The sequence below is a fragment of the Paraburkholderia sp. FT54 genome, assembly GCF_031585635.1.
In the GTDB taxonomy this organism is placed as follows: domain Bacteria; phylum Pseudomonadota; class Gammaproteobacteria; order Burkholderiales; family Burkholderiaceae; genus Paraburkholderia.
In genome coordinates, this window is the sequence record NZ_CP134196.1 from 770,704 (window position 1) to 788,252 (window position 17,549).

The following is a 17,549-nucleotide window of genomic DNA, read 5'->3' on the forward strand; positions in this document are numbered from 1 at the left end:
GACGGAACATCTTCCGTCGCGGCCCGTCAGTTGACTCGGTCGGGTTGCTTACTTTTTGTCGAGGCTGTTCAGCAACTTCAATACACCTTCGCCGAACGCCTCGGGACGTCCCACGAAGATGCGCTCGACCGCTTTCTCGTCGATCAGGCGCCGGCGCAGTGCCTCGCGTTCGTCGTGCTGTTCGGCGAGCCGGGCGGCGGCACGCACGTATTCATCGACCGAGTGAGTGGTCAGCCATGACGGCAAACCCGCGCGCTCGAAGAGGCCGCTGTCGATATGCTCGAATACTTCACGCCCGCACAGGTTGACGCCGGGCAGGCCCATCGTGAACGAATCGACGATGCCGTTGGTATTGCCGAACGGAAACGGGCTCACGAACATGTCCATCTTGTTGAGGACTTTCAGATACGTCGGATAGCTGAGCGAACCGTACACGTCCACGCACGATTCCGGCAACGTCGCATAAATCGACTTTCTGACGTACGCCAGATCGATGCTTTCGCTCCATGCGGTCATGAAATGGAACTTGACCGGCACGCGAGCGGCGTCAACGATCGCCTTGCACGTTTCAAGGAAGTGCGGATTGATCTTCATCGCGCTGGCGGTCACCGCGACGTTGACGACTGCGCCGCATGCCGGCACGGACGGCACGATCTCAGTGAGCAGCCTGGACGGCACATACGGTTGGCCATCCTTGGGTAGACGCAGCATTTTTTCGCTGAAGCATGTCGGGTCGCCGATGAAATCTTCCTCGACGCTCACATAGTCGATCTGCGCCGCGTGCATCGTGGCGGGATGGCCGAGACCCGCGATCTGCAGCGGCGCCACGCGCAGGTTAGACAGAAAGATCGTGTGCGAGAACATGCCGACGCTCGGCATATAGAGGACGTCCGGTTTCTCGCGTGTCGCGAATTCCTGAATCTGGCGAATGCAGTCGCCGATATATTCCGGATGCTCGAATTCGACGAAGCGGTCGAAAATCGCGCGGCCCGCTTCGTCCACATGCTGCGCCTCGCCGAACGCGACGACCTCGAAATGTTTGCGCGCGGCAAGCATTGTGCGCGAATGGGTGCGATAGATCGTGTGGCCGCCCGTGAACCATTCGAGCACTACGAGCATCACCGGCTTGCGTCCTTTGATCCGCGTACGGCCGACGCCGGCCTCATGGTCGAGCAGCCCGAGCGTGCCGAGCTTGTTGCGGACCAGCTTGTTGATGCTGCGCTTGATTGCGTGTCGCTCGGGCGAGGTCGAGTAACTGCAATGCATGTAGGCGCCGCACACGGCGGAGGTCGGCAAGTCGTCGAGGTCTTCGATGGCGTCGAGCGCGCTCGGCAACCATTTGAGCAGCCGTTCGCGTTTTTCATGTGAGGCGGGCGAAATGTGCACGGCCCCGGCGACGATCGACACGCCGAGGCTCGTGGCGAGTACCGGGTCGCATCGGTGGAGGTCGGCGAAATCAAGGTCGTATTGCGAGCTCGGCGTGTAAAGCACGAGTTGCTTGCGGGTCAATGCGTCGCGCGCGGCTGCGTCGTCGCTGCCGGTTGTGGTTTCGAGGAGCTTGCGTACGATGTGATCGGTCGAGCCGTACGACGTCACGGCGAAAATCATGTTGATCCACGGCCGGCCCCAGAACATGAGGTTCATTTTTTCCGGCGGCAGCGTGTACCCGGATGCGGAAAACAGCGCCGTAAAGCCGTCGGCGATACGTTGCAGGGTGCGTCGCGATTCTTCATGGCTGGGCGAGTCCGGATCGCTGCGGGCAAAGCGTTCGCTGCCGAGCGTGCCGCGTTTTTCGGAAAGCGTTTTGAGCAGCGCGGAGAATTCCTCGTGCGCGGCGTCGTAGTCACGGGACTGGATCTGGGATTCGAAACGATCGAGGGAAAATTCGGTGCTCATGGCTTGGGTCGATGGTGAACGGCATACGTTGTTCCGCATGCGCGTTGTGTTCAATGACAAGGAGGCGGGCGGCGGGGCGTTTGCAACCGTGGCGGGTTGTGACGCTTGTTCGAAGCTCGTCGGGCTGACTGAGGGCGATTTGCGCGTGCTGCGGGTGTCGCCGGCTGGATCCGATTGTCAAAGAATTCGACCGGGCTGCATCTAGGAAGAGTCTTATTTTGAGAAAGGTTTTTGAGATCGATCGTGGCGCGAGACAGTGTGGCGTCTCGACATGACCGTTGGGTGGTCTCCGGCGGACAGACAGGTTTCAGGAAGCGGTTGCCCGGCATGGCGCGGACGGACCGAGGCGGTTGTCGCCGTCGCCGTTGCCGTGCATGGATCCGGAGATCGGGTTTCGCCCGCGCAACTGTTCAGGATGCGCGTGTGCGGGTCTGTCGAGTCATGTCGGTTTTGCGCCGGAGAACCCGGCTAGCGCCGCCGAGCAGCCCGCTTCGCCGGGGCGGCCTGGACGGTGGCGGGTTCCTGCTGCAACGGTGGTTCGGATGCCACGGGTTGCAGCGGTAGGGCGGTCGCGTCGATCGGTGCCCCAACCGCCGCCGCATCCACCGTTTGCCCCATTTCGGGCTGCGCCGCTGGTTCAAGCGGCTGCGCCGGCGCAGCCTGGCCCGGCGGCGTCGCCGCTTCGCGCGGCTGCGACTTGTCGCCGGCCCCTTCGATCACGCGATGCACGAAGCGCAGCTTCTCCACGACCGGCGCAGCCAGCGTGAACGGGTAGCCGTCCGGCATGCCGAGACTGCGGTTCAGGCTGTTCAACGCATAAGTGAGCGGAAACCACCGCTTCATCAGATTCTCGAAGCTCGCGTCTTCCACCGGCGTACGGTCGGTCAGCGTCGGCTCGCTAGGGTCGTCGGGCAGCAGCGCTACGCCGTATGAGGTCGACGTATCCAGCACGTCGACGATTAGCATGTAATGCGCCCAGGTTTCGGCCCAATCCTCCCAGGGATGCATGGTGGCATACGCGCTGATGAACGACGCCTGCCATTCAGCCGGCGCGCCGTCGCGATAGTAGGTCTTCAGCGCCTCGCCGTAGTCGGTGCTTTCGTCGCCGAAGAGTTTGCGGAACGGCTCGAGCCAGCGCGGATTGTCCTCCACCAGTTGGCTAAAGTAGTAGTGGCCCGTCTCGTGCCGGAAATGTCCGAGCAGGGTCCGGTAGGGCTCGCCCATCGCGGTGCGCACTTTCTCGCGATAGGCGTCGTCGGCCTCGGCGATGTTCAGCGTGATGAGCCCGTTATCATGGCCAGTCATGACGCGCGAACCGTCGCCGCCGTCCTCGAGGAATTGGAACGCGAGCCCGTGCTCGGGATCGGCCTGGCGCGACTTCACGTCGAGGCCGAGTTCGGCCAGCGTGTACAGCAGACGGCGTTTGGCCATCTCCAGCCGATACCAGTAGAGCCGGTTGTCCGGCGCGCTCAGATTCGGAATCATGAGGGTCAGCTGGCAGGCGCGGCACAGCACGTCCGGCGAGTCGGCGGGGATCATCCAGTTGCAGACGTTTTCGACGGCATAGTTGTGGCATTGGCGGAACAGTGCGCCCTCGGCGCCCGGATGCAGGCTGCGCCAGCGTTCTTCGCCGGCATCTTCGAACGCGCTGATTTCCGCCAGTTCAGGCACATAGCCGAGCAATGACTCGCAACGTTCGCAGCGAACGTTTTCGTAGAACACAAGGTGCGAGCAATGATTGCAGTGGAAGGTTTTCATCGGTCGAGCCTGGGAGATGGGAGGACAGTCATAGGAGAACACCCGCCGCAATCTTCATGCCGCATTTGCCAGACGTCACTGGTTTAACGCACAGTACGTGCATGATCGTGCACGGGCGTTGCGCCGCTTTGGTGCGCGGACCTGGAAATGGCGTGGAAGGGTGCTGTGTTCGGTCGACCGGACGGTCGGTCACGCGTGGCAAACTTCGAAGCAGGCGGTGATCCGGGCAGTACGGGCAGTTCACTCGGTTTTTTGCACCTGTTCAACTTGCGTTCAACAAACGGCATGAAGCTTGCTTTTTGGCGGGCTGCCATCCTTCGTCCAGGAGTCCGGTGTGTCTATACGCGTCGCGTTGCATCATGTCACACATTACCGTTACGACAGGCTGGTTTCACTGTCGGCCCAGGTCGTGCGTCTCCGGCCTGCGCCGCATTGCCGGACGCCGATTCTCTCGTATTCGATGCGAGTCGAGCCGGCCGGACACTTCATCAACTGGCAGCAGGACGCGTTTGCCAACTATCAGGCCCGGCTCGTTTTCCCCGAGAAGACGCGCGAATTCAAGGTGACCGTCGATCTGGTCGCCGAGATGGCCGTCTATAACCCGTTCGACTTCTTTCTCGAACCCTCGGCCGAGCAATTTCCGTTCGACTATTCGCCCGGCCTCGCGTTGGAACTCGCCCCGTACCGCGTCAAGCGGGCGATGACACCGCGCTTCGCCGAGTTTGTCGGGAGTATCGACCGCACGGCCACCAGTACCGCCGACTTTCTCGTCGCCCTGAATCAACGTTTGCAACGCGAGATCCGTTACCTGATCCGCATGGAGCCGGGCGTGCAGACGCCCGAGGAAACACTCGCGAGCGCCGCGGGCTCGTGCCGCGATTCGGGCTGGCTGCTGGTCGAGACCTTACGGCAGCTGGGGCTGGCGGCGCGCTTCGTGTCCGGTTACTTGCTGCAACTCGCGCCCGACGTCAAATCCATCGACGGCCCCAGCGGCACCGAGGTCGACTTCACCGACCTGCACGCGTGGTGCGAAGTCTACCTGCCGGGCGCCGGCTGGATCGGCCTCGATCCGACCTCCGGGCTGCTGGCGGGCGAAGGGCATATCCCCGTCGCCTGCACGCCCGAGCCGGGCAGCGCGGCGCCGATCTCGGGCGCTGTCGACGAGTCCGAGGTCGAGTTCGAACACACGATGTCGATCGAGCGTGTTCTGGAGACGCCGCGCGTCACCAAGCCGTTCAGCGAAGCGGTGTGGGCCGACGTGCTGAACATGGGCGCGCAGGTCGACCGGCAGCTGCAAGACATGGACGTGCGTTTGACGATGGGCGGCGAGCCGACCTTCGTCTCGGTGCGCGATCGCGATGCGGCCGAATGGAACACCGACGCGCTCGGCCCGACCAAACGCGGCTACGCGGTCGCGCTGATGGACAAGCTGCGCTCGCGCTACGGCGCGAACGGCTTCCTGCATATCGGCCAGGGCAAGTGGTATCCGGGCGAGCAATTGCCGCGCTGGGCGATGTCGCTGTACTGGCGCGCCGACGGCGAGCCCTGCTGGCATGACCCATCGCTGTTCGCGGACGAACGCGAGCCCGGCACCTACACCGCCGCCGACGCGCAACGCTTCCTCGCGCATCTCGCGACCAAACTCTCGCTCGACACGGACTGCATCCAGCCCGGTTTCGAGGACGTCTGGTACTACCTGTGGCGCGAGCGCCGTCTGCCGGTCAACGTCGATCCACTCGACGCACGGCTGGACGATGAACTGGAGCGCGTGCGCCTGCGCCGCGTATTCGACGCGGGCCTGGGCGGCGCGACCGGTTTCGTGCTGCCGCTCGCGCGCGAGCGCGAGGTGCCTGACGAGGCGCCGCAATGGGTCAGCGGCCGCTGGTTTTTCCGCGACGAGCGCATGTTCCTGATTCCGGGCGATTCACCGATGGGTTATCGCTTGCCGCTCGATTCGCTGCCGTGGGTGTCGAAGACCGACTATCCGTACCAGCACGCGCACGATCCGTTTGCGCCACCTGTGCCGTTGCGTTCGGCCGCGCAGTTACGCATGCAATACGACGGCGAGCAGCGCACCATGAGCCCCGCCGATGCGCGGCGCGCGGCGGCGTTGTCGTCTTCGGCGGCGGAGTTGCTGAGCGGCATGCCCGGCGGCGGCGCGCTGGCCTATGCGCGGCAACCCGGCGACCAGGCGGCGCCGGCGCGCGGGCAGTCGTCGAAGGAAACGATCCGCACGGCGATTTGCGTCGAAGCACGCGACCCGAAACGGGCGGCCGGCCCGAAGGCAGAAACGGAGGCATTCGGCAGCGGCCGCAGGCTGCTGCATGTGTTCATGCCGCCGCTCACCGAACTCGACGACTATCTCGATCTGCTCGCGGCGGTCGAGGCGACGGCAACCGAGCTACGCATGCAGGTGGTGCTAGAAGGTTACCCGCCGCCGCGCGACGCGCGCCTGAAAGTGCTGCAAGTCACGCCCGACCCTGGCGTGATCGAGGTGAACATTCATCCTGCGGCGAACTGGGAGCAACTGGTCGATCACACGGAGTATCTGTACCAGTCCGCGGCTGAAAGCTATCTCAGCAGCGAGAAGTTCATGACCGACGGCCGGCACACCGGAACCGGCGGCGGCAATCACTTCGTGCTCGGCGGCGCGACGCCCGCCGACAGCCCGTTCCTGCGCCGTCCCGATCTGCTGGCGAGCCTGATCGCGTACTGGCACAACCATCCGTCGCTGTCGTATCTGTTTTCCGGCCTGTTCATCGGGCCGACCAGCCAGGCGCCGCGTATCGACGAAGCACGCAACGACCAGGTCTACGAGCTCGAAGTGGCGTTCCGTGAATTGCAGCGGCAGATCGACATGCTCGGCGGCCGCGACAGCGCGAGCCTGCCGGCGTGGATGATCGACCGCTCGCTGCGCAATATCCTGATCGACGTGACGGGCAACACGCACCGCGCCGAGTTCTGCATCGACAAACTCTATTCGCCCGATGGTCCAACCGGCCGCCTCGGCCTGCTCGAGTTGCGCGGCTTCGAAATGCCGCCGCACGCGCGCATGAGTCTGGTGCAGCAACTGCTGCTGCGCGCGCTGGTGGCGCGCTTCTGGCAGACGCCGTACACGCAGCGGCTCACGCGCTGGGGCACGGAGCTGCACGACCGCTTTCTGCTCGGCACGTTCGTGAAGATGGATTTCGACGACGTGCTCGGCGAACTGAACCGCGCGGGCTTCGCGTTCGACAGCAGCTGGTTCGCGCCGCACTTCGAATTCCGCTTCCCGCTGGTCGGCGAGACGACGGTGAACGGCGTCTCGCTCACCATCCGCAACGCGCTCGAACCGTGGCACGTGATGGGCGAAGAGGGCTCGCCGGGCGGCACGGTGCGTTATGTGGATTCGTCGGTGGAGCGGCTCGAAGTGCGCGTGCTCGGCCTGAACGACAACCGCCATGTGCTGACCGTCAACGGCGTACCCGTGCCGTTGCAGCCGACCGGCCGCGCCAGCGAATATGTGGCCGGCGTGCGCTTTCGCGCGTGGTCGCAGCCGTCGGCGCTGCATCCGACCATCGGCGTGGATGCGCCGCTCACTTTCGACCTGGTCGACACATGGGCCGGCCGCTCCGTGGGCGGATGCCAGTATCATGTCGCTCATCCGGGCGGGCGCAATTACCAGACCTTCCCGGTCAACGCCTACGAGGCGGAAAGCCGGCGGCGCGCGCGCTTCTTCGCGTCGGGACATACGCCGGGGCCGCTCACGGTCGATGCGCCGCACCGCAGTCTGGAATTTCCGTTCACACTGGACCTGCGCTACTGGTGAAACCAGCACACTCTTAAAACGACACGACCTTGGCCTTTCAATCGACTTTTCCTTTCGAAACGTCCGCGGCGCGCGCGGACGCTTCGTCCCTGTTGCGCCTGCTGCCGGCCCACGAGGGACATTGGGACGAGTTGCGCGACGCCGCGGGCGCGCTGCGCGAACCGTGGCGGCAATTCTTCGAGCGGCTCGGCGAAGACGGCATCGCGCGCCTGGACGATCACCTCGCCTCGGTCGCGCAGCAGATCCGCGACAACGACATCAGCTACAACGTCTACGCGGATAACGGCGAGCCGAGGCCATGGGCACTCGACCTGCTGCCGTTCCTGATCAGCGAGGACGAGTGGGCGCATATCGAGCACGGCGTGACGCAGCGCGCGCATCTGCTCAACGCGATCGTCGCCGATATTTATGGGCCGCAGACCTTATTGCAGCGCGGGCAATTGCCGCCCGCGCTGGTCTACGGCCATCCCGGCTATCTGCGCTCGGTGAAGGGATACACGCCGCCAGGCGGCCAGTTCCTGCAAGTGGTCGCGGTCGATCTGGCGCGCACGCCCAACGGCGACTGGACCGTGATGGCGCATCGCACCGAGGCGCCGTCCGGCCTCGGTTACGCGCTGGAAAACCGCCTGATCGTGTCGACGCTGTTCGCCGATCCGTTCCGTGCCATGCGCGTGAGCCGGCTCGCTCCGACCTACTCGCAACTGATCGCAACGCTCGCCCAGTCGGCGCAGGCCACGATGCAGCACGACAGCGAAGGCGCCGAACATTCGCCGCATATTGCCTTGCTCACGCCAGGGCCGTTCAGCGAAACTTATTTCGAGCACGTGTTTCTGGCGCGCTACCTCGGCGTGACGCTGGTCGAGGGCAAAGACCTGACCGTGCGCGACGACAAGCTCTATCTGAAGACCCTCGCCGGTCTCGAACGCGTGCACGTGGTGCTGCGGCGTCTGGACGATGCGTTCTGCGATCCGGTCGAACTGCGCGCCGATTCGAGCATCGGCGTGCCCGGCTTGTTGCAGGTGATGCGCGCCGGCAATGTGATCGTCTCGAACGTGCCGGGTTCGGGCTTCGTCGAATCGCCGGCGTTGCACGGTTTTCTGCCCGGCATCGCCGAAGTGCTGCTCGACGAAGACCTCGTGTTGCCGAGCGTGGCGACGTGGTGGTGCGGCGAAGAGGCGGCGCGCGATCATGCGTTCGCGCGGCTGGACGAAGCGTTCATCGTGCCGACGTGGCCGGTCACCGGACGCGATGCGCCGCCCGGCGTGGAGCAGGGCCGGCAGCGGTTGTCGACGTGGCGCGAGCGGATCGAAACCATGCCCGACACCTACACGATCCAGCAGGCGCAGCGCTTTTCCTGCACGCCGCGTTACGAGGACGGCACCGTCGGCCGCCGTCCGTCGGTGCTGCGCGTCTACGCGATTGCGGACGTCAACGGCGGCTGGCATGTGATGCCGGGCGGCTTCACGCGCATGGCCGCCGCGCGTCAGGCCACGGTGTCCATGCAGTACGGCGGCAGCAGCGTCGACACGTGGGTGCTGTCGAGCCAGCCGACTTCGACCTTCACGCTGCTGCCTTCGCCGATGCAGCCCGCCGACCTCGCGCGCAAGCACCGCACCGTGTCGAGCCGCGCGGCGGAAAACCTGTTCTGGGCCGGGCGTTACGGCGAACGCGCCGAGAACAACGTGCGGCTGTTGCGCCTGATCCTCGGCTCGCTGGAAGGCAACGACGCCGACGCGATGTTCCCGACCCTGGTCGAACTCGCCATGTATTGCGGGCTCGTGCAGTCCCGCGACATGTTCGCGCCGCATTCGCCGCAAGCTTTCGAGCGTGCGCTGGTCGCCAATCTGAGCGAGAGCGCCGGCGCCGCGAGCATCGGCCAGAACCTGACCTCCCAGGCGCGTTCGAACGGCGAAGTGCGCGGACGTTTGTCGAACGATCATTGGCGCACGATTCTCGCGTCGCGCAACGATTTCCGCGACGCATTGCAGACGTTGATGCCGGCTCCGGGTTACGGCGGCGGTTCATCTTCATCACAAGGCAACGGCAATGGCAATGGCGGCGCGAACGGCCGCGGCGAACGCTACGACCGTTACGATCGCGTCACGTTGATGAATGCGCTCGAACATCTGTCAGTGCAGTTGTCCGCGATCAGCGGCGCGCAAGGCGACCGTATGACACGTGACGAAGCATGGCGTCTGCTGTTCGTGGGCCGTCACATTGAACGCGTGTCGGCGATGACCTCGTTCCTGCGCGTGGTTGCCGACAAAGGTCAGCTTTCGACCCCCGCCGGTTTCGATCTGCTGCTGCAATTGTTCGACAGCACGCTGACGTACCGCTCGCTCTATCCGGGCCGCTTCGAAGTGCCGGCCTTGCTCGACCTGCTGGTCATCGAGCCGACCAATCCGCGCGGCATCTACGGCGTGTATGAGCGCCTGCGTAAAAAGCTCGACGAGATCGCCGTGGCGGCGGGCAGCACGCGGCATCGTCCGTTCGCTGAACTGATGCCGCCTGCCGCGTCGTTGCCGACGCTCGAATCGCTGTGCGCCGTCGACGAGGACGGCGCCTACGCCAATCTGATCGCGGTGTGCGATCAGATTGGCGGATTTGTCGGCGCGGCCGCGCATGAAATCAGCGCGCGCTATTTCAGTCACGCCAGCACGGTCGCCTCGCAGGTGTGGTCATGAAGCACGCGCCGACCGTGCTGTCCGTCTCGCATCGCACGACCTATCGCTACTCCACGTATGTGGAGACCGCGCAGCATCTGGCGACGATCCGGCCGATCGCCTGTTCGTGGCAACGCGTGGTCTCGCATAGCGAAAAGATCGAGCCCGAGCCGTCGTATCTGAATAGCCGTATCGACGCATTCGGCAACGACGTGCTGTATTTCGCGCTGGACGCGCCGCACGAGCGCTTGCAACTCGTCAGCGAAACGACCGTGGCGCTCATGCCGCGCTGGACCGACCTCGATCCGGAGGTGACGCCCGCATGGGACGACGTGGCCGATGCGCTGCGTTTTTGCGTCGGCGGCCAGTTCCGGCCCGAGGCGGAGTTCTGTTTCGCGTCGCCGAATATCGTGCCGCGGCCGTCGCTGCGCGACTATGCCTTGCCAAGTTTTCCGCCCGGCATGCCCGTGGCCGCGGGCGCGATCGATCTGATGCACCGCATTCACGAAGACTTCGCCTACAAGCCTTCCGCGACGATGTTCGATACACCCGCCGAACGCGCCTTCGAATTGAAGAGCGGCGTGTGTCAGGACTTCGCGCAGGTGATGATCGGCTGCTTGCGCTCGCTGGGTTTGCCCGCGCGTTACGTGAGCGGCTATCTGCGCAACGATCCGCCGCCGGGGCAGCCGCGGCTGATCGGCGCGGATGCATCCCACGCGTGGGTCTCGGTGTATTGCCCCGGCAGTGGCTGGATCGATCTCGACCCGACCAATGACGTGCTCGCCGATATGGATCATGTAACGCTCGCCATCGGCCGCGATTACAGCGACGTGTCCTTGCTGCGCGGGATGATTCTCGGCGGCGGCGCGCATCGGGTGGAGGTGGGGGTGACGGTGCTTGCGCTTTAGCCTTGCGGCAAGCCCTTCTGACCGGATGAATGCGCTCGACGTGTCGCGCATTCGTCGCGTCACCTTCTTTTCGCCGCGCTCGGGGAAAACCCTTGTCCTCCATTCCCATTCACCGGGAATCTGATTTTTGAAATCCGGGAACGTTCTGGCATTCTGAGTCCGTGATGGATTGCGGGCGGTGTCATCGTGAATGTGGAACAAGGTGTGACCGGGGCTGAACGGGTGTTGCTCGTGCTGGCGGCGCTCGCCAGTCATGGCAAGGCCATGTCGGTGAAGGATTTGCTCGCCGTCACCGGGCTCGCGCAAAGCACCTTGTACCGGCAGATCGCCTTGCTCAAGCGCTGGGGTTTCGTGGCGGAAAACGCGGGGCATTACGCGCCGGGTCCGATCAGCTTGCAGCTTGCGCTCGGCTTCGACGTGAACTCACTGCTGGTCGAAGCGAGCCGCAGCGAGATGCAGCAACTCGCGCGGGCGTCGCAGGAAAGCATTGGACTGGTGGTCGCCGTCAAGCATCAGGTGATGTGTCTCGAGATGGTCGACAGCCAGCACTCGTTGCGCTGCTCGTTCGAGAAAGGCCGTGCCGTACCGCTCAAGGCGGGCGCGTCGGCGAAATCGTTGCTCGCGTTCATGGCCGACAAGGCGCGCAGCGAAGTACTCGACAGCGTATTCGACAACGACCCCGCCGGCCGCGCCGCGATCGAAGCCGAACTCGAACAGATTCGCGCTCGGGGTTATGCAGTCAGCGACAGCGAAGTCGATCCGGGTGTGTGGGGCGTGAGCGCGCCGATATTTCATCGCAGCGGACGCGGCGCCGGCAGCAGCGCGTCGATCACCCTGATGGCGCCGTCCACGCGCGCCATCGGCCGCGAAAGCCAATTCATCGACGGGACGCTACGTACGGCCCGCGCCATTTCCGAGTATATGCAAACCGATTGACCGAGGCATGCCGTTCGCGGCTTGCCTTCAATCTGGATTCCGAACGAACTGAACAAAACCACAAGGAGCCTACCCCATGAAGCTGCAACGACTGTTGTCCCTTGCCTGCGTCACGTTTGCAGTGACCTGTGCAGGATTCTCCGGCGCCGCGTCGGCCCAAACGCCGGACGTGCTGAACGTGGCCACCGACGCCACTTTCCCGCCGATGGAGTACACCGAGAACGGCGCGCGCACCGGCTTCGACGTCGACGTGATGAATGCGCTCGCCAAGGCGATGGGCAAGCGGGTCCAATGGACGGACATCGACTTCAAAGGCCTGATTCCTGGTTTGATCGCCCATCGTTTCGACGCGGCGATTTCCGGCATCTATATCACCGACGAACGCGCGAAAGTGGTCGACTTCACCGACTCGTATTACGCGGGCGGCCTGGTCGTGCTGGTAAAGAGCAATTCACCGATCAAGTCGGCGGAAGAGCTGAACGGCAAGAAAGTCTCGGTTCAGGTGGGCACGAAGTCAGTGAACTTCTTGCGCGACAATTTCCCGCAGATCAATCGCGTCGAAGTCGAAAAGAATCAGGAAATGTTCGATCTCGTGGGCATTGGCCGCGCCGACGCCGCCGTGACCGGCAAGCCGGCCGCGTATCAACTCGTGAAGACACGCGGCGGTTTCCGCGTCCTCGACAAGCCGCTGACGACCGAAGCCTACGGTATAGCCGTGCGCAAGGACGAGCCGCAACTGAAGGCGGCGTTCAATACCGCGCTCGCCAAGATCAAGGCCGACGGTACCTATGCGGCGATCGTCAAGAAGTGGTTCGGCGCGGCCGCGCAATAATCGGCTGAGCAAACGAAATGGAACTCGATTTTTCGCCGGTCATCGCCGGCTGGCCGGACATCATGCACGGCGCGCTGGTGACGGTCGAAGTGACCGCCGCCTCGCTCGCGTTGAGCTGTGTGCTGGGCCTTCTGATCGGCATTGGCCGGCTCACGCCGCAGCGGCGCGTGGTGTACTACCTGTGCACGGCGTACCTGACGTTCTTCCGTGGCACGCCGTTGCTCGTGCAGCTCTTTCTGCTGTTTTTCGGCTTGCCGCAATTCGGCATTCTGTTGCCGGCTTTTGTGTGCGGTATGCTCGGGCTCGGTTTGTATTCGGCGGCTTATGTCTCGGAGATCGTGCGTGGCGCGATTCAGTCGGTGGATCGCGGGCAGATGGAGGCGGCGCGTTCGATCGGCATGTCGTCGGGACAGGCCATGCGCGCGATCATTTTGCCGCAAGCCATCGTGCGGATGATTCCGCCGCTCGGCAACGAGTTCATCGCGTTGATCAAGAACTCGGCGCTGGTGTCGCTGCTCACCATCGACGATCTGATGCATGAAGGGCAGAAGATTATCAGCGTGTCGTACCGTTCGCTCGAGGTGTATCTGGCCATCGCGCTGGTCTATCTGGTGTTGACGCAGGTGACCAACTACGCGCTGCATCGTGTCGAAAGCCGTTTGCGCGCAGGAGGGATGGTGCAATGAATACCGTGACCAACCTTAATGAACCTATCGTCAGCATTCGCGGGCTCACCAAGTCGTTCGGCTCGCATACGGTGCTCAACGGCATCGATTTCGACATTCAGCCGCAGCAGGTCGTGGTGGTGATCGGGCCGAGCGGCTCAGGCAAGAGTACGTTTCTGCGCTGCTGCAACGGGCTCGAGAAGGCGGAAGGCGGCACGATCGATATTTGCGGCCATCGGCTGGTCGATCAGGGCGAGATGCTCAAGGAGCGGTCGCTGAATGCGCTGCGCACCGAAGTCGGAATGGTGTTTCAGTCGTTCAATCTGTTTCCGCATCTGTCGGTGCTGCATAACATCACCGTTGGCCCGCGCATGTTGCGCGGCGCCAGCAAGGCCGAGGCCGAAGCGGCCGCGCTTGCGTTGCTGGAAAAAGTGGGACTCGCGCACAAGGCGCACGTGATGCCGGCGAGTCTGTCGGGTGGTCAGAAGCAGCGGGTCGCGATTGCACGCGCATTGGCTATGCAGCCACGCGTGATGTTGTTCGACGAGCCGACTTCCGCACTCGATCCCGAACTGGTCGGCGAAGTGCTGCAGGTAATGAAACTGCTCGCGAGCGAAGGCATGACGATGGTGGTCGTCACGCACGAAATGGGTTTCGCGAAAGAAGTCGCCGACGTGGTGGTGGTGATGGACGGCGGCGTGATCGTCGAAGCGGGTCCGCCGGCGGAGATTTTCTCGGCGCCTTCGCAGCCGCGCACGCGCGCTTTCCTGCAGGCGGTGTTGTCGCGCGCATGAGAGTTCCATTCGATGACAAGGTGTGGGCGGGCCGCTCGGACGACGGCGAGCCCGGCGACACGCGGCGTGTTTTCAATCAGGTCGTGTCGTTTGACGGTGCTTCCGGCATTCGCAGCGGGGTGCCTGTGATCGTCGGTTTCGGGTCCGATGAAGGGGTGCGCCGCAATCAAGGCCGCGTCGGCGCGGCGCACGCGCCGAAGGAATTGCGGCGGGCGCTGGCGGGCCTGCCGGCCAAAAGCTCGATGGTGTCGCTCGCCGACGCGGGCGACGTGGTGTGCGACGACGGCGACCTCGAAGGCGCGCAAGCCGAACTGGCAAGCGTGGTCAGCGAGGTTCTCGGCAGCGGTGGCCGGCCATTGGTATTCGGAGGTGGTCATGAGGTTGCGTGGGGGACGTATTGCGGTTTGCGTTCGCATCAGGAGCGGCGTGATGCCTCTGAACCCGCCACGCCTCGCAAACTACTGATCATCAACTTCGACGCGCATTTCGATCTGCGCCAGAAACGTCCCGGAAATTCAGGCACACCGTTCGATCAGATCGCGAACGACTGCGCTGAACGTGGCGTGCCGTTCAACTATGTCTGCTTCGGCATCAACGATCTGGGCAACACGGCTTCGCTGTTCGAGCATGCGCAGCGGCTCGCCGTGCGCTATCTGCTCGACGTCGACATGCAGGAAACGCAACTGGCCCCGCGGTTGCGCGAACTCGATCAGATGCTGGACGAAGTGGACGACGTCTATCTGACCATCGATCTCGACGTGCTTCCTGCTGCCGTCGCGCCGGGTGTCTCGGCGCCCGCGGCGCTGGGCGTGCCGCTGTCCGTGGTCGAGGCGATGGTGCAGCACGTACGTGGCTCGGGCAAGCTGCGCGCGGCGGACATCGCCGAATACAACCCGTCGCTCGATCAGGACAAGCGCACCGCGAGAGCGGCTGCGCGACTGGCTTACCGCTTGCTCTGAGCGCACTTGCCGTGCTTATCGCGCTGAGTTGACGATGGAGCACAACGGCTCGCCGCGTCACGCTGCGAGCCGGTTTCAATTTTCTGCCCTCGTTGCGAGCGGACATGTGTCTTATAGATGTCCGATTTCGCACTGGCCGCTGACCGGTTTTTGCAACACACTGTTCAACGCAGCCAAACTTGACTCTGTGTGTATGCACATATAGACTCCACTCCATGAACCGTCCCATCTCTTACGACGAATGCAACTGCTTCGCGCTGCGCCAGGCGGCGCGGCACGTTACGCAAATCTACGAACGCCACCTCGGTGAAGTAGGCCTGACGGCTGCGCAGTTCACGATTCTCGCCAAGCTCGCGCGCATGCCGAACCTGCCCATGGTGGATCTGGCGGACGCCATGGTGATGGAGCGCACCACGCTGGTCCGCGCGATGAAACCCTTGCAGCGCGACGGACTGGTGGTGGCCGAATCGGCGGAGCATGACGGCCGCACGCTCCTGTTCAGCCTGACGGAGAAGGGAGAAGCCACGTTCGATCAGGCCGCCATCGCCTGGCGCGCCGCGCAAGACGAGTTTGAAAAGAAGTTCGGCCATGCGCGCGCCAAAACGCTGCGCGCCGAACTGTTCAGTATCACCGGCTAGTTGAGGCGCACATGCTCGTTCTGACGAGCATCGGTTCGCCTGTTTGTGTGCATACGCACTCACTAACGAGGAAGTGCAGCAATGGAAGGGCTATTCGACGACGACTGCTTTGCCATCCGTCAGGCCGCGCGTTATGTCTCGCAGATATACGACCGGCACCTGGCGAATGTCGGGCTGACCATTACGCAGTTTTCGCTGCTGGGACGGCTCAAACGCACCGGCCCCATGACGATGAAGCAAATGGCTGAAACCATGCGCATGGAACGCACCACACTGGTCCGCACGATTCAGCCGCTGCGCCGCAACGGCCTGGTGTCGAGCGAGGCGCTCGGCGCGGACGCGCGGGCGCTGACGATCGCGCTCACTGACGCAGGTGAACAGCGTCTCAAGGCAGGGGGTGAACACTGGCGTGCCGCGCAAGCGGAATTCGAGCACCGTTTCGGTGAACGACGCGCGGCCGCATTGCGCGGCGAATTGTTCGCCATCACACGGGATTCAATCTGAAGCCGCGAATACGGCGACGCACGGCCGGCGCAGTCCACGCGCCGTTTTTTTCAACGTAACGAGTGCATACGCACATATCGACACCATGTCCACTACTCCATCGACTATCGCCCCGCCGAGCGCGGCCCAGACCGCCAAACCGGCACGGCGCATTCCCTGGATGCTGCTCGCGGTCATTACAGTGCTCGTCGTGCTGGCGCTCGCGGCGTCGTACTGGTTCTTCATTGGCCGCTTCGTCGAAACGACTGACGATGCGTACGTGGGCGGCGATGTCACCGTGATGGCGCCGAAGGTGAACGGCTTCGTCACGGACGTGCTGGTGCACGACAACCAGTTCGTCCACGCAAACGACGTGCTGATCCGGCTCGATGCGCGCGACTATGACGCGCGGCTTGCGCAGGCCACGGCGGAAGTGCAGAGCGCGCAAGCCGCGGTGACCGAATTGCAGGCGAAGAAATCCTTGCAGCTCGCCACCATCAACGAGCAGGCCGCGGAAGTGCGCGCCTCCGGCGCGGAGTTGACGCGCAGCGCCGCGGACCAGACGCGCTACCGCGAGCTGGTGAAGGACGACGCGGTGTCGAACCAGGTCGTCGAGCGAGCGGATGCCGATCTGACGAAAGCGCACGCGGCGGTCGATCGCAGCAGCGCGGCGTTGATCGCGGCGCAACGTCAGATCGCCGTGCTCGACGCGCAGATCGGCGACGCCGAGGCGCGCATCGCGACGGCGCAAGCCGCCCAGCGCGTCGCGGCACTTAACGTGGAGTACACGACGATTCGCTCGCCGATCGACGGCTATGTCGGCAATCGCACGGCGCGTGTCGGCCTGCTGGCGAACACCGGTGTGTCGCTGCTGACCGTGGTGCCGTCGAGCGGACTCTGGATCGACGCCAACTTCAAGGAAGACCAGTTGAAGAAGATGCGCGTCGGCGACACCGTCGACGTCGATCTCGACGCCTCGAGCACGGGCATTCACGGCGTGGTGGAAAGTCTGGCGCCGGCCACTGGCGCGACCTTCAGTGTGCTACCCGCGGAGAACGCCACCGGCAACTTCACCAAGATCGTGCAGCGAGTGCCGGTGCGCGTGCGGCTGGATGTGCCCAAGGCCATGCAAGGCGTGCTGCGCCCCGGCCTCTCGGCCACGGTGAAAGTGCATGTCGATAGCGGCAATACGCCGGCGCGCGGGTGAAC

Annotated in this window: 13 protein-coding genes; 11 read left to right on the top strand and 2 right to left on the bottom strand. The window is 63.9% G+C overall.

Going from position 1 to position 17,549, the window contains the following annotated elements; genetic code table 11:
- Positions 1-48 precede the first annotated feature (48 nt).
- Entirely contained in the window at positions 49-1,896 is a 1,848-nt protein-coding gene (locus tag RI103_RS22975) for an adhesin (RefSeq protein ID WP_310817820.1), read from the bottom strand.
- A gap of 468 nt (positions 1,897-2,364) precedes the next feature.
- The gene (locus RI103_RS22980) at positions 2,365-3,654 is read right to left on the bottom strand and encodes a putative zinc-binding metallopeptidase (protein WP_310817821.1); all 1,290 of its coding nucleotides are present in this window, start codon (positions 3,652-3,654) and stop codon (positions 2,365-2,367) included.
- Positions 3,655-3,988: 334 nt separating this feature from the next.
- Here RI103_RS22980 and RI103_RS22985 point away from each other — a divergent pair, with 334 nt between their 5' ends.
- The 11 genes from RI103_RS22985 to RI103_RS23035 all read left to right on the top strand — a co-directional run bounded on the left by RI103_RS22985 (position 3,989) and on the right by RI103_RS23035 (position 17,547).
- Positions 3,989-7,462: a transglutaminase family protein gene (locus RI103_RS22985; protein WP_310817822.1), complete on the top strand. Its 3,474-nt coding sequence runs from the start codon at positions 3,989-3,991 to the stop codon at positions 7,460-7,462.
- A gap of 29 nt (positions 7,463-7,491) precedes the next feature.
- On the top strand, positions 7,492-10,146 hold the full coding sequence (locus tag RI103_RS22990) for a circularly permuted type 2 ATP-grasp protein (RefSeq protein ID WP_310817823.1): 2,655 nt from the start codon (positions 7,492-7,494) through the stop codon (positions 10,144-10,146).
- Positions 10,143-11,033, top strand: a complete 891-nt coding sequence (locus tag RI103_RS22995; RefSeq protein WP_310817824.1) for a transglutaminase family protein — start codon at positions 10,143-10,145, stop codon at positions 11,031-11,033. Before RI103_RS22990 ends, RI103_RS22995 begins: the two co-directional genes overlap by 4 nt.
- Positions 11,034-11,219: 186 nt before the next feature.
- Positions 11,220-11,969: an IclR family transcriptional regulator gene (locus RI103_RS23000; RefSeq protein ID WP_310817825.1), complete on the top strand. Its 750-nt coding sequence runs from the start codon at positions 11,220-11,222 to the stop codon at positions 11,967-11,969.
- Positions 11,970-12,045: 76 nt separating this feature from the next.
- Positions 12,046-12,801, top strand: a complete 756-nt coding sequence (locus RI103_RS23005; RefSeq protein WP_310817826.1) for a transporter substrate-binding domain-containing protein — start codon at positions 12,046-12,048, stop codon at positions 12,799-12,801.
- Between the two features lie 17 nt (positions 12,802-12,818).
- On the top strand, positions 12,819-13,487 hold the full coding sequence (locus RI103_RS23010; protein WP_310817827.1) for an amino acid ABC transporter permease: 669 nt from the start codon (positions 12,819-12,821) through the stop codon (positions 13,485-13,487).
- Positions 13,484-14,260, top strand: coding sequence for an amino acid ABC transporter ATP-binding protein (locus RI103_RS23015; RefSeq protein WP_310817828.1), 777 nt, complete (start codon positions 13,484-13,486; stop codon positions 14,258-14,260). Before RI103_RS23010 ends, RI103_RS23015 begins: the two co-directional genes overlap by 4 nt.
- On the top strand, positions 14,257-15,219 hold the full coding sequence (gene hutG, locus RI103_RS23020; RefSeq protein WP_310817829.1) for a formimidoylglutamase: 963 nt from the start codon (positions 14,257-14,259) through the stop codon (positions 15,217-15,219). The genes RI103_RS23015 and hutG overlap by 4 nt, the downstream gene beginning before the upstream one ends.
- Before the next feature lie 215 nt (positions 15,220-15,434).
- The gene (locus RI103_RS23025; protein ID WP_310817830.1) at positions 15,435-15,857 is read left to right on the top strand and encodes a MarR family transcriptional regulator; all 423 of its coding nucleotides are present in this window, start codon (positions 15,435-15,437) and stop codon (positions 15,855-15,857) included.
- Positions 15,858-15,938: 81 nt separating this feature from the next.
- Positions 15,939-16,361, top strand: a complete 423-nt coding sequence (locus RI103_RS23030; RefSeq protein WP_310817831.1) for a MarR family winged helix-turn-helix transcriptional regulator — start codon at positions 15,939-15,941, stop codon at positions 16,359-16,361.
- 85 nt (positions 16,362-16,446) lie between these two features.
- Entirely contained in the window at positions 16,447-17,547 is a 1,101-nt protein-coding gene (locus RI103_RS23035; protein WP_310817833.1) for an HlyD family secretion protein, read from the top strand.
- The last annotated feature ends 2 nt before the right edge of the window (positions 17,548-17,549 follow it).

Excerpts from the sequence above, each read along its gene's own strand:
- RI103_RS22975 (WP_310817820.1), bottom strand. The coding sequence starts at position 1,896 with ATGAGCACCGAATTTTCCCTCGATCGTTTCGAATCCCAGATCCAGTCC.
- RI103_RS22980 (WP_310817821.1), bottom strand. The coding sequence starts at position 3,654 with ATGAAAACCTTCCACTGCAATCATTGCTCGCACCTTGTGTTCTACGAA.
- RI103_RS22995 (WP_310817824.1), top strand. The coding sequence starts at position 10,143 with ATGAAGCACGCGCCGACCGTGCTGTCCGTCTCGCATCGCACGACCTAT.
- RI103_RS23005 (WP_310817826.1), top strand. The coding sequence starts at position 12,046 with ATGAAGCTGCAACGACTGTTGTCCCTTGCCTGCGTCACGTTTGCAGTG.
- RI103_RS23010 (WP_310817827.1), top strand. The coding sequence starts at position 12,819 with ATGGAACTCGATTTTTCGCCGGTCATCGCCGGCTGGCCGGACATCATG.
- RI103_RS23015 (WP_310817828.1), top strand. The coding sequence starts at position 13,484 with ATGAATACCGTGACCAACCTTAATGAACCTATCGTCAGCATTCGCGGG.
- hutG (WP_310817829.1), top strand. The coding sequence starts at position 14,257 with ATGAGAGTTCCATTCGATGACAAGGTGTGGGCGGGCCGCTCGGACGAC.
- RI103_RS23025 (WP_310817830.1), top strand. The coding sequence starts at position 15,435 with ATGAACCGTCCCATCTCTTACGACGAATGCAACTGCTTCGCGCTGCGC.
- RI103_RS23030 (WP_310817831.1), top strand. The coding sequence starts at position 15,939 with ATGGAAGGGCTATTCGACGACGACTGCTTTGCCATCCGTCAGGCCGCG.
- RI103_RS23035 (WP_310817833.1), top strand. The coding sequence starts at position 16,447 with ATGTCCACTACTCCATCGACTATCGCCCCGCCGAGCGCGGCCCAGACC.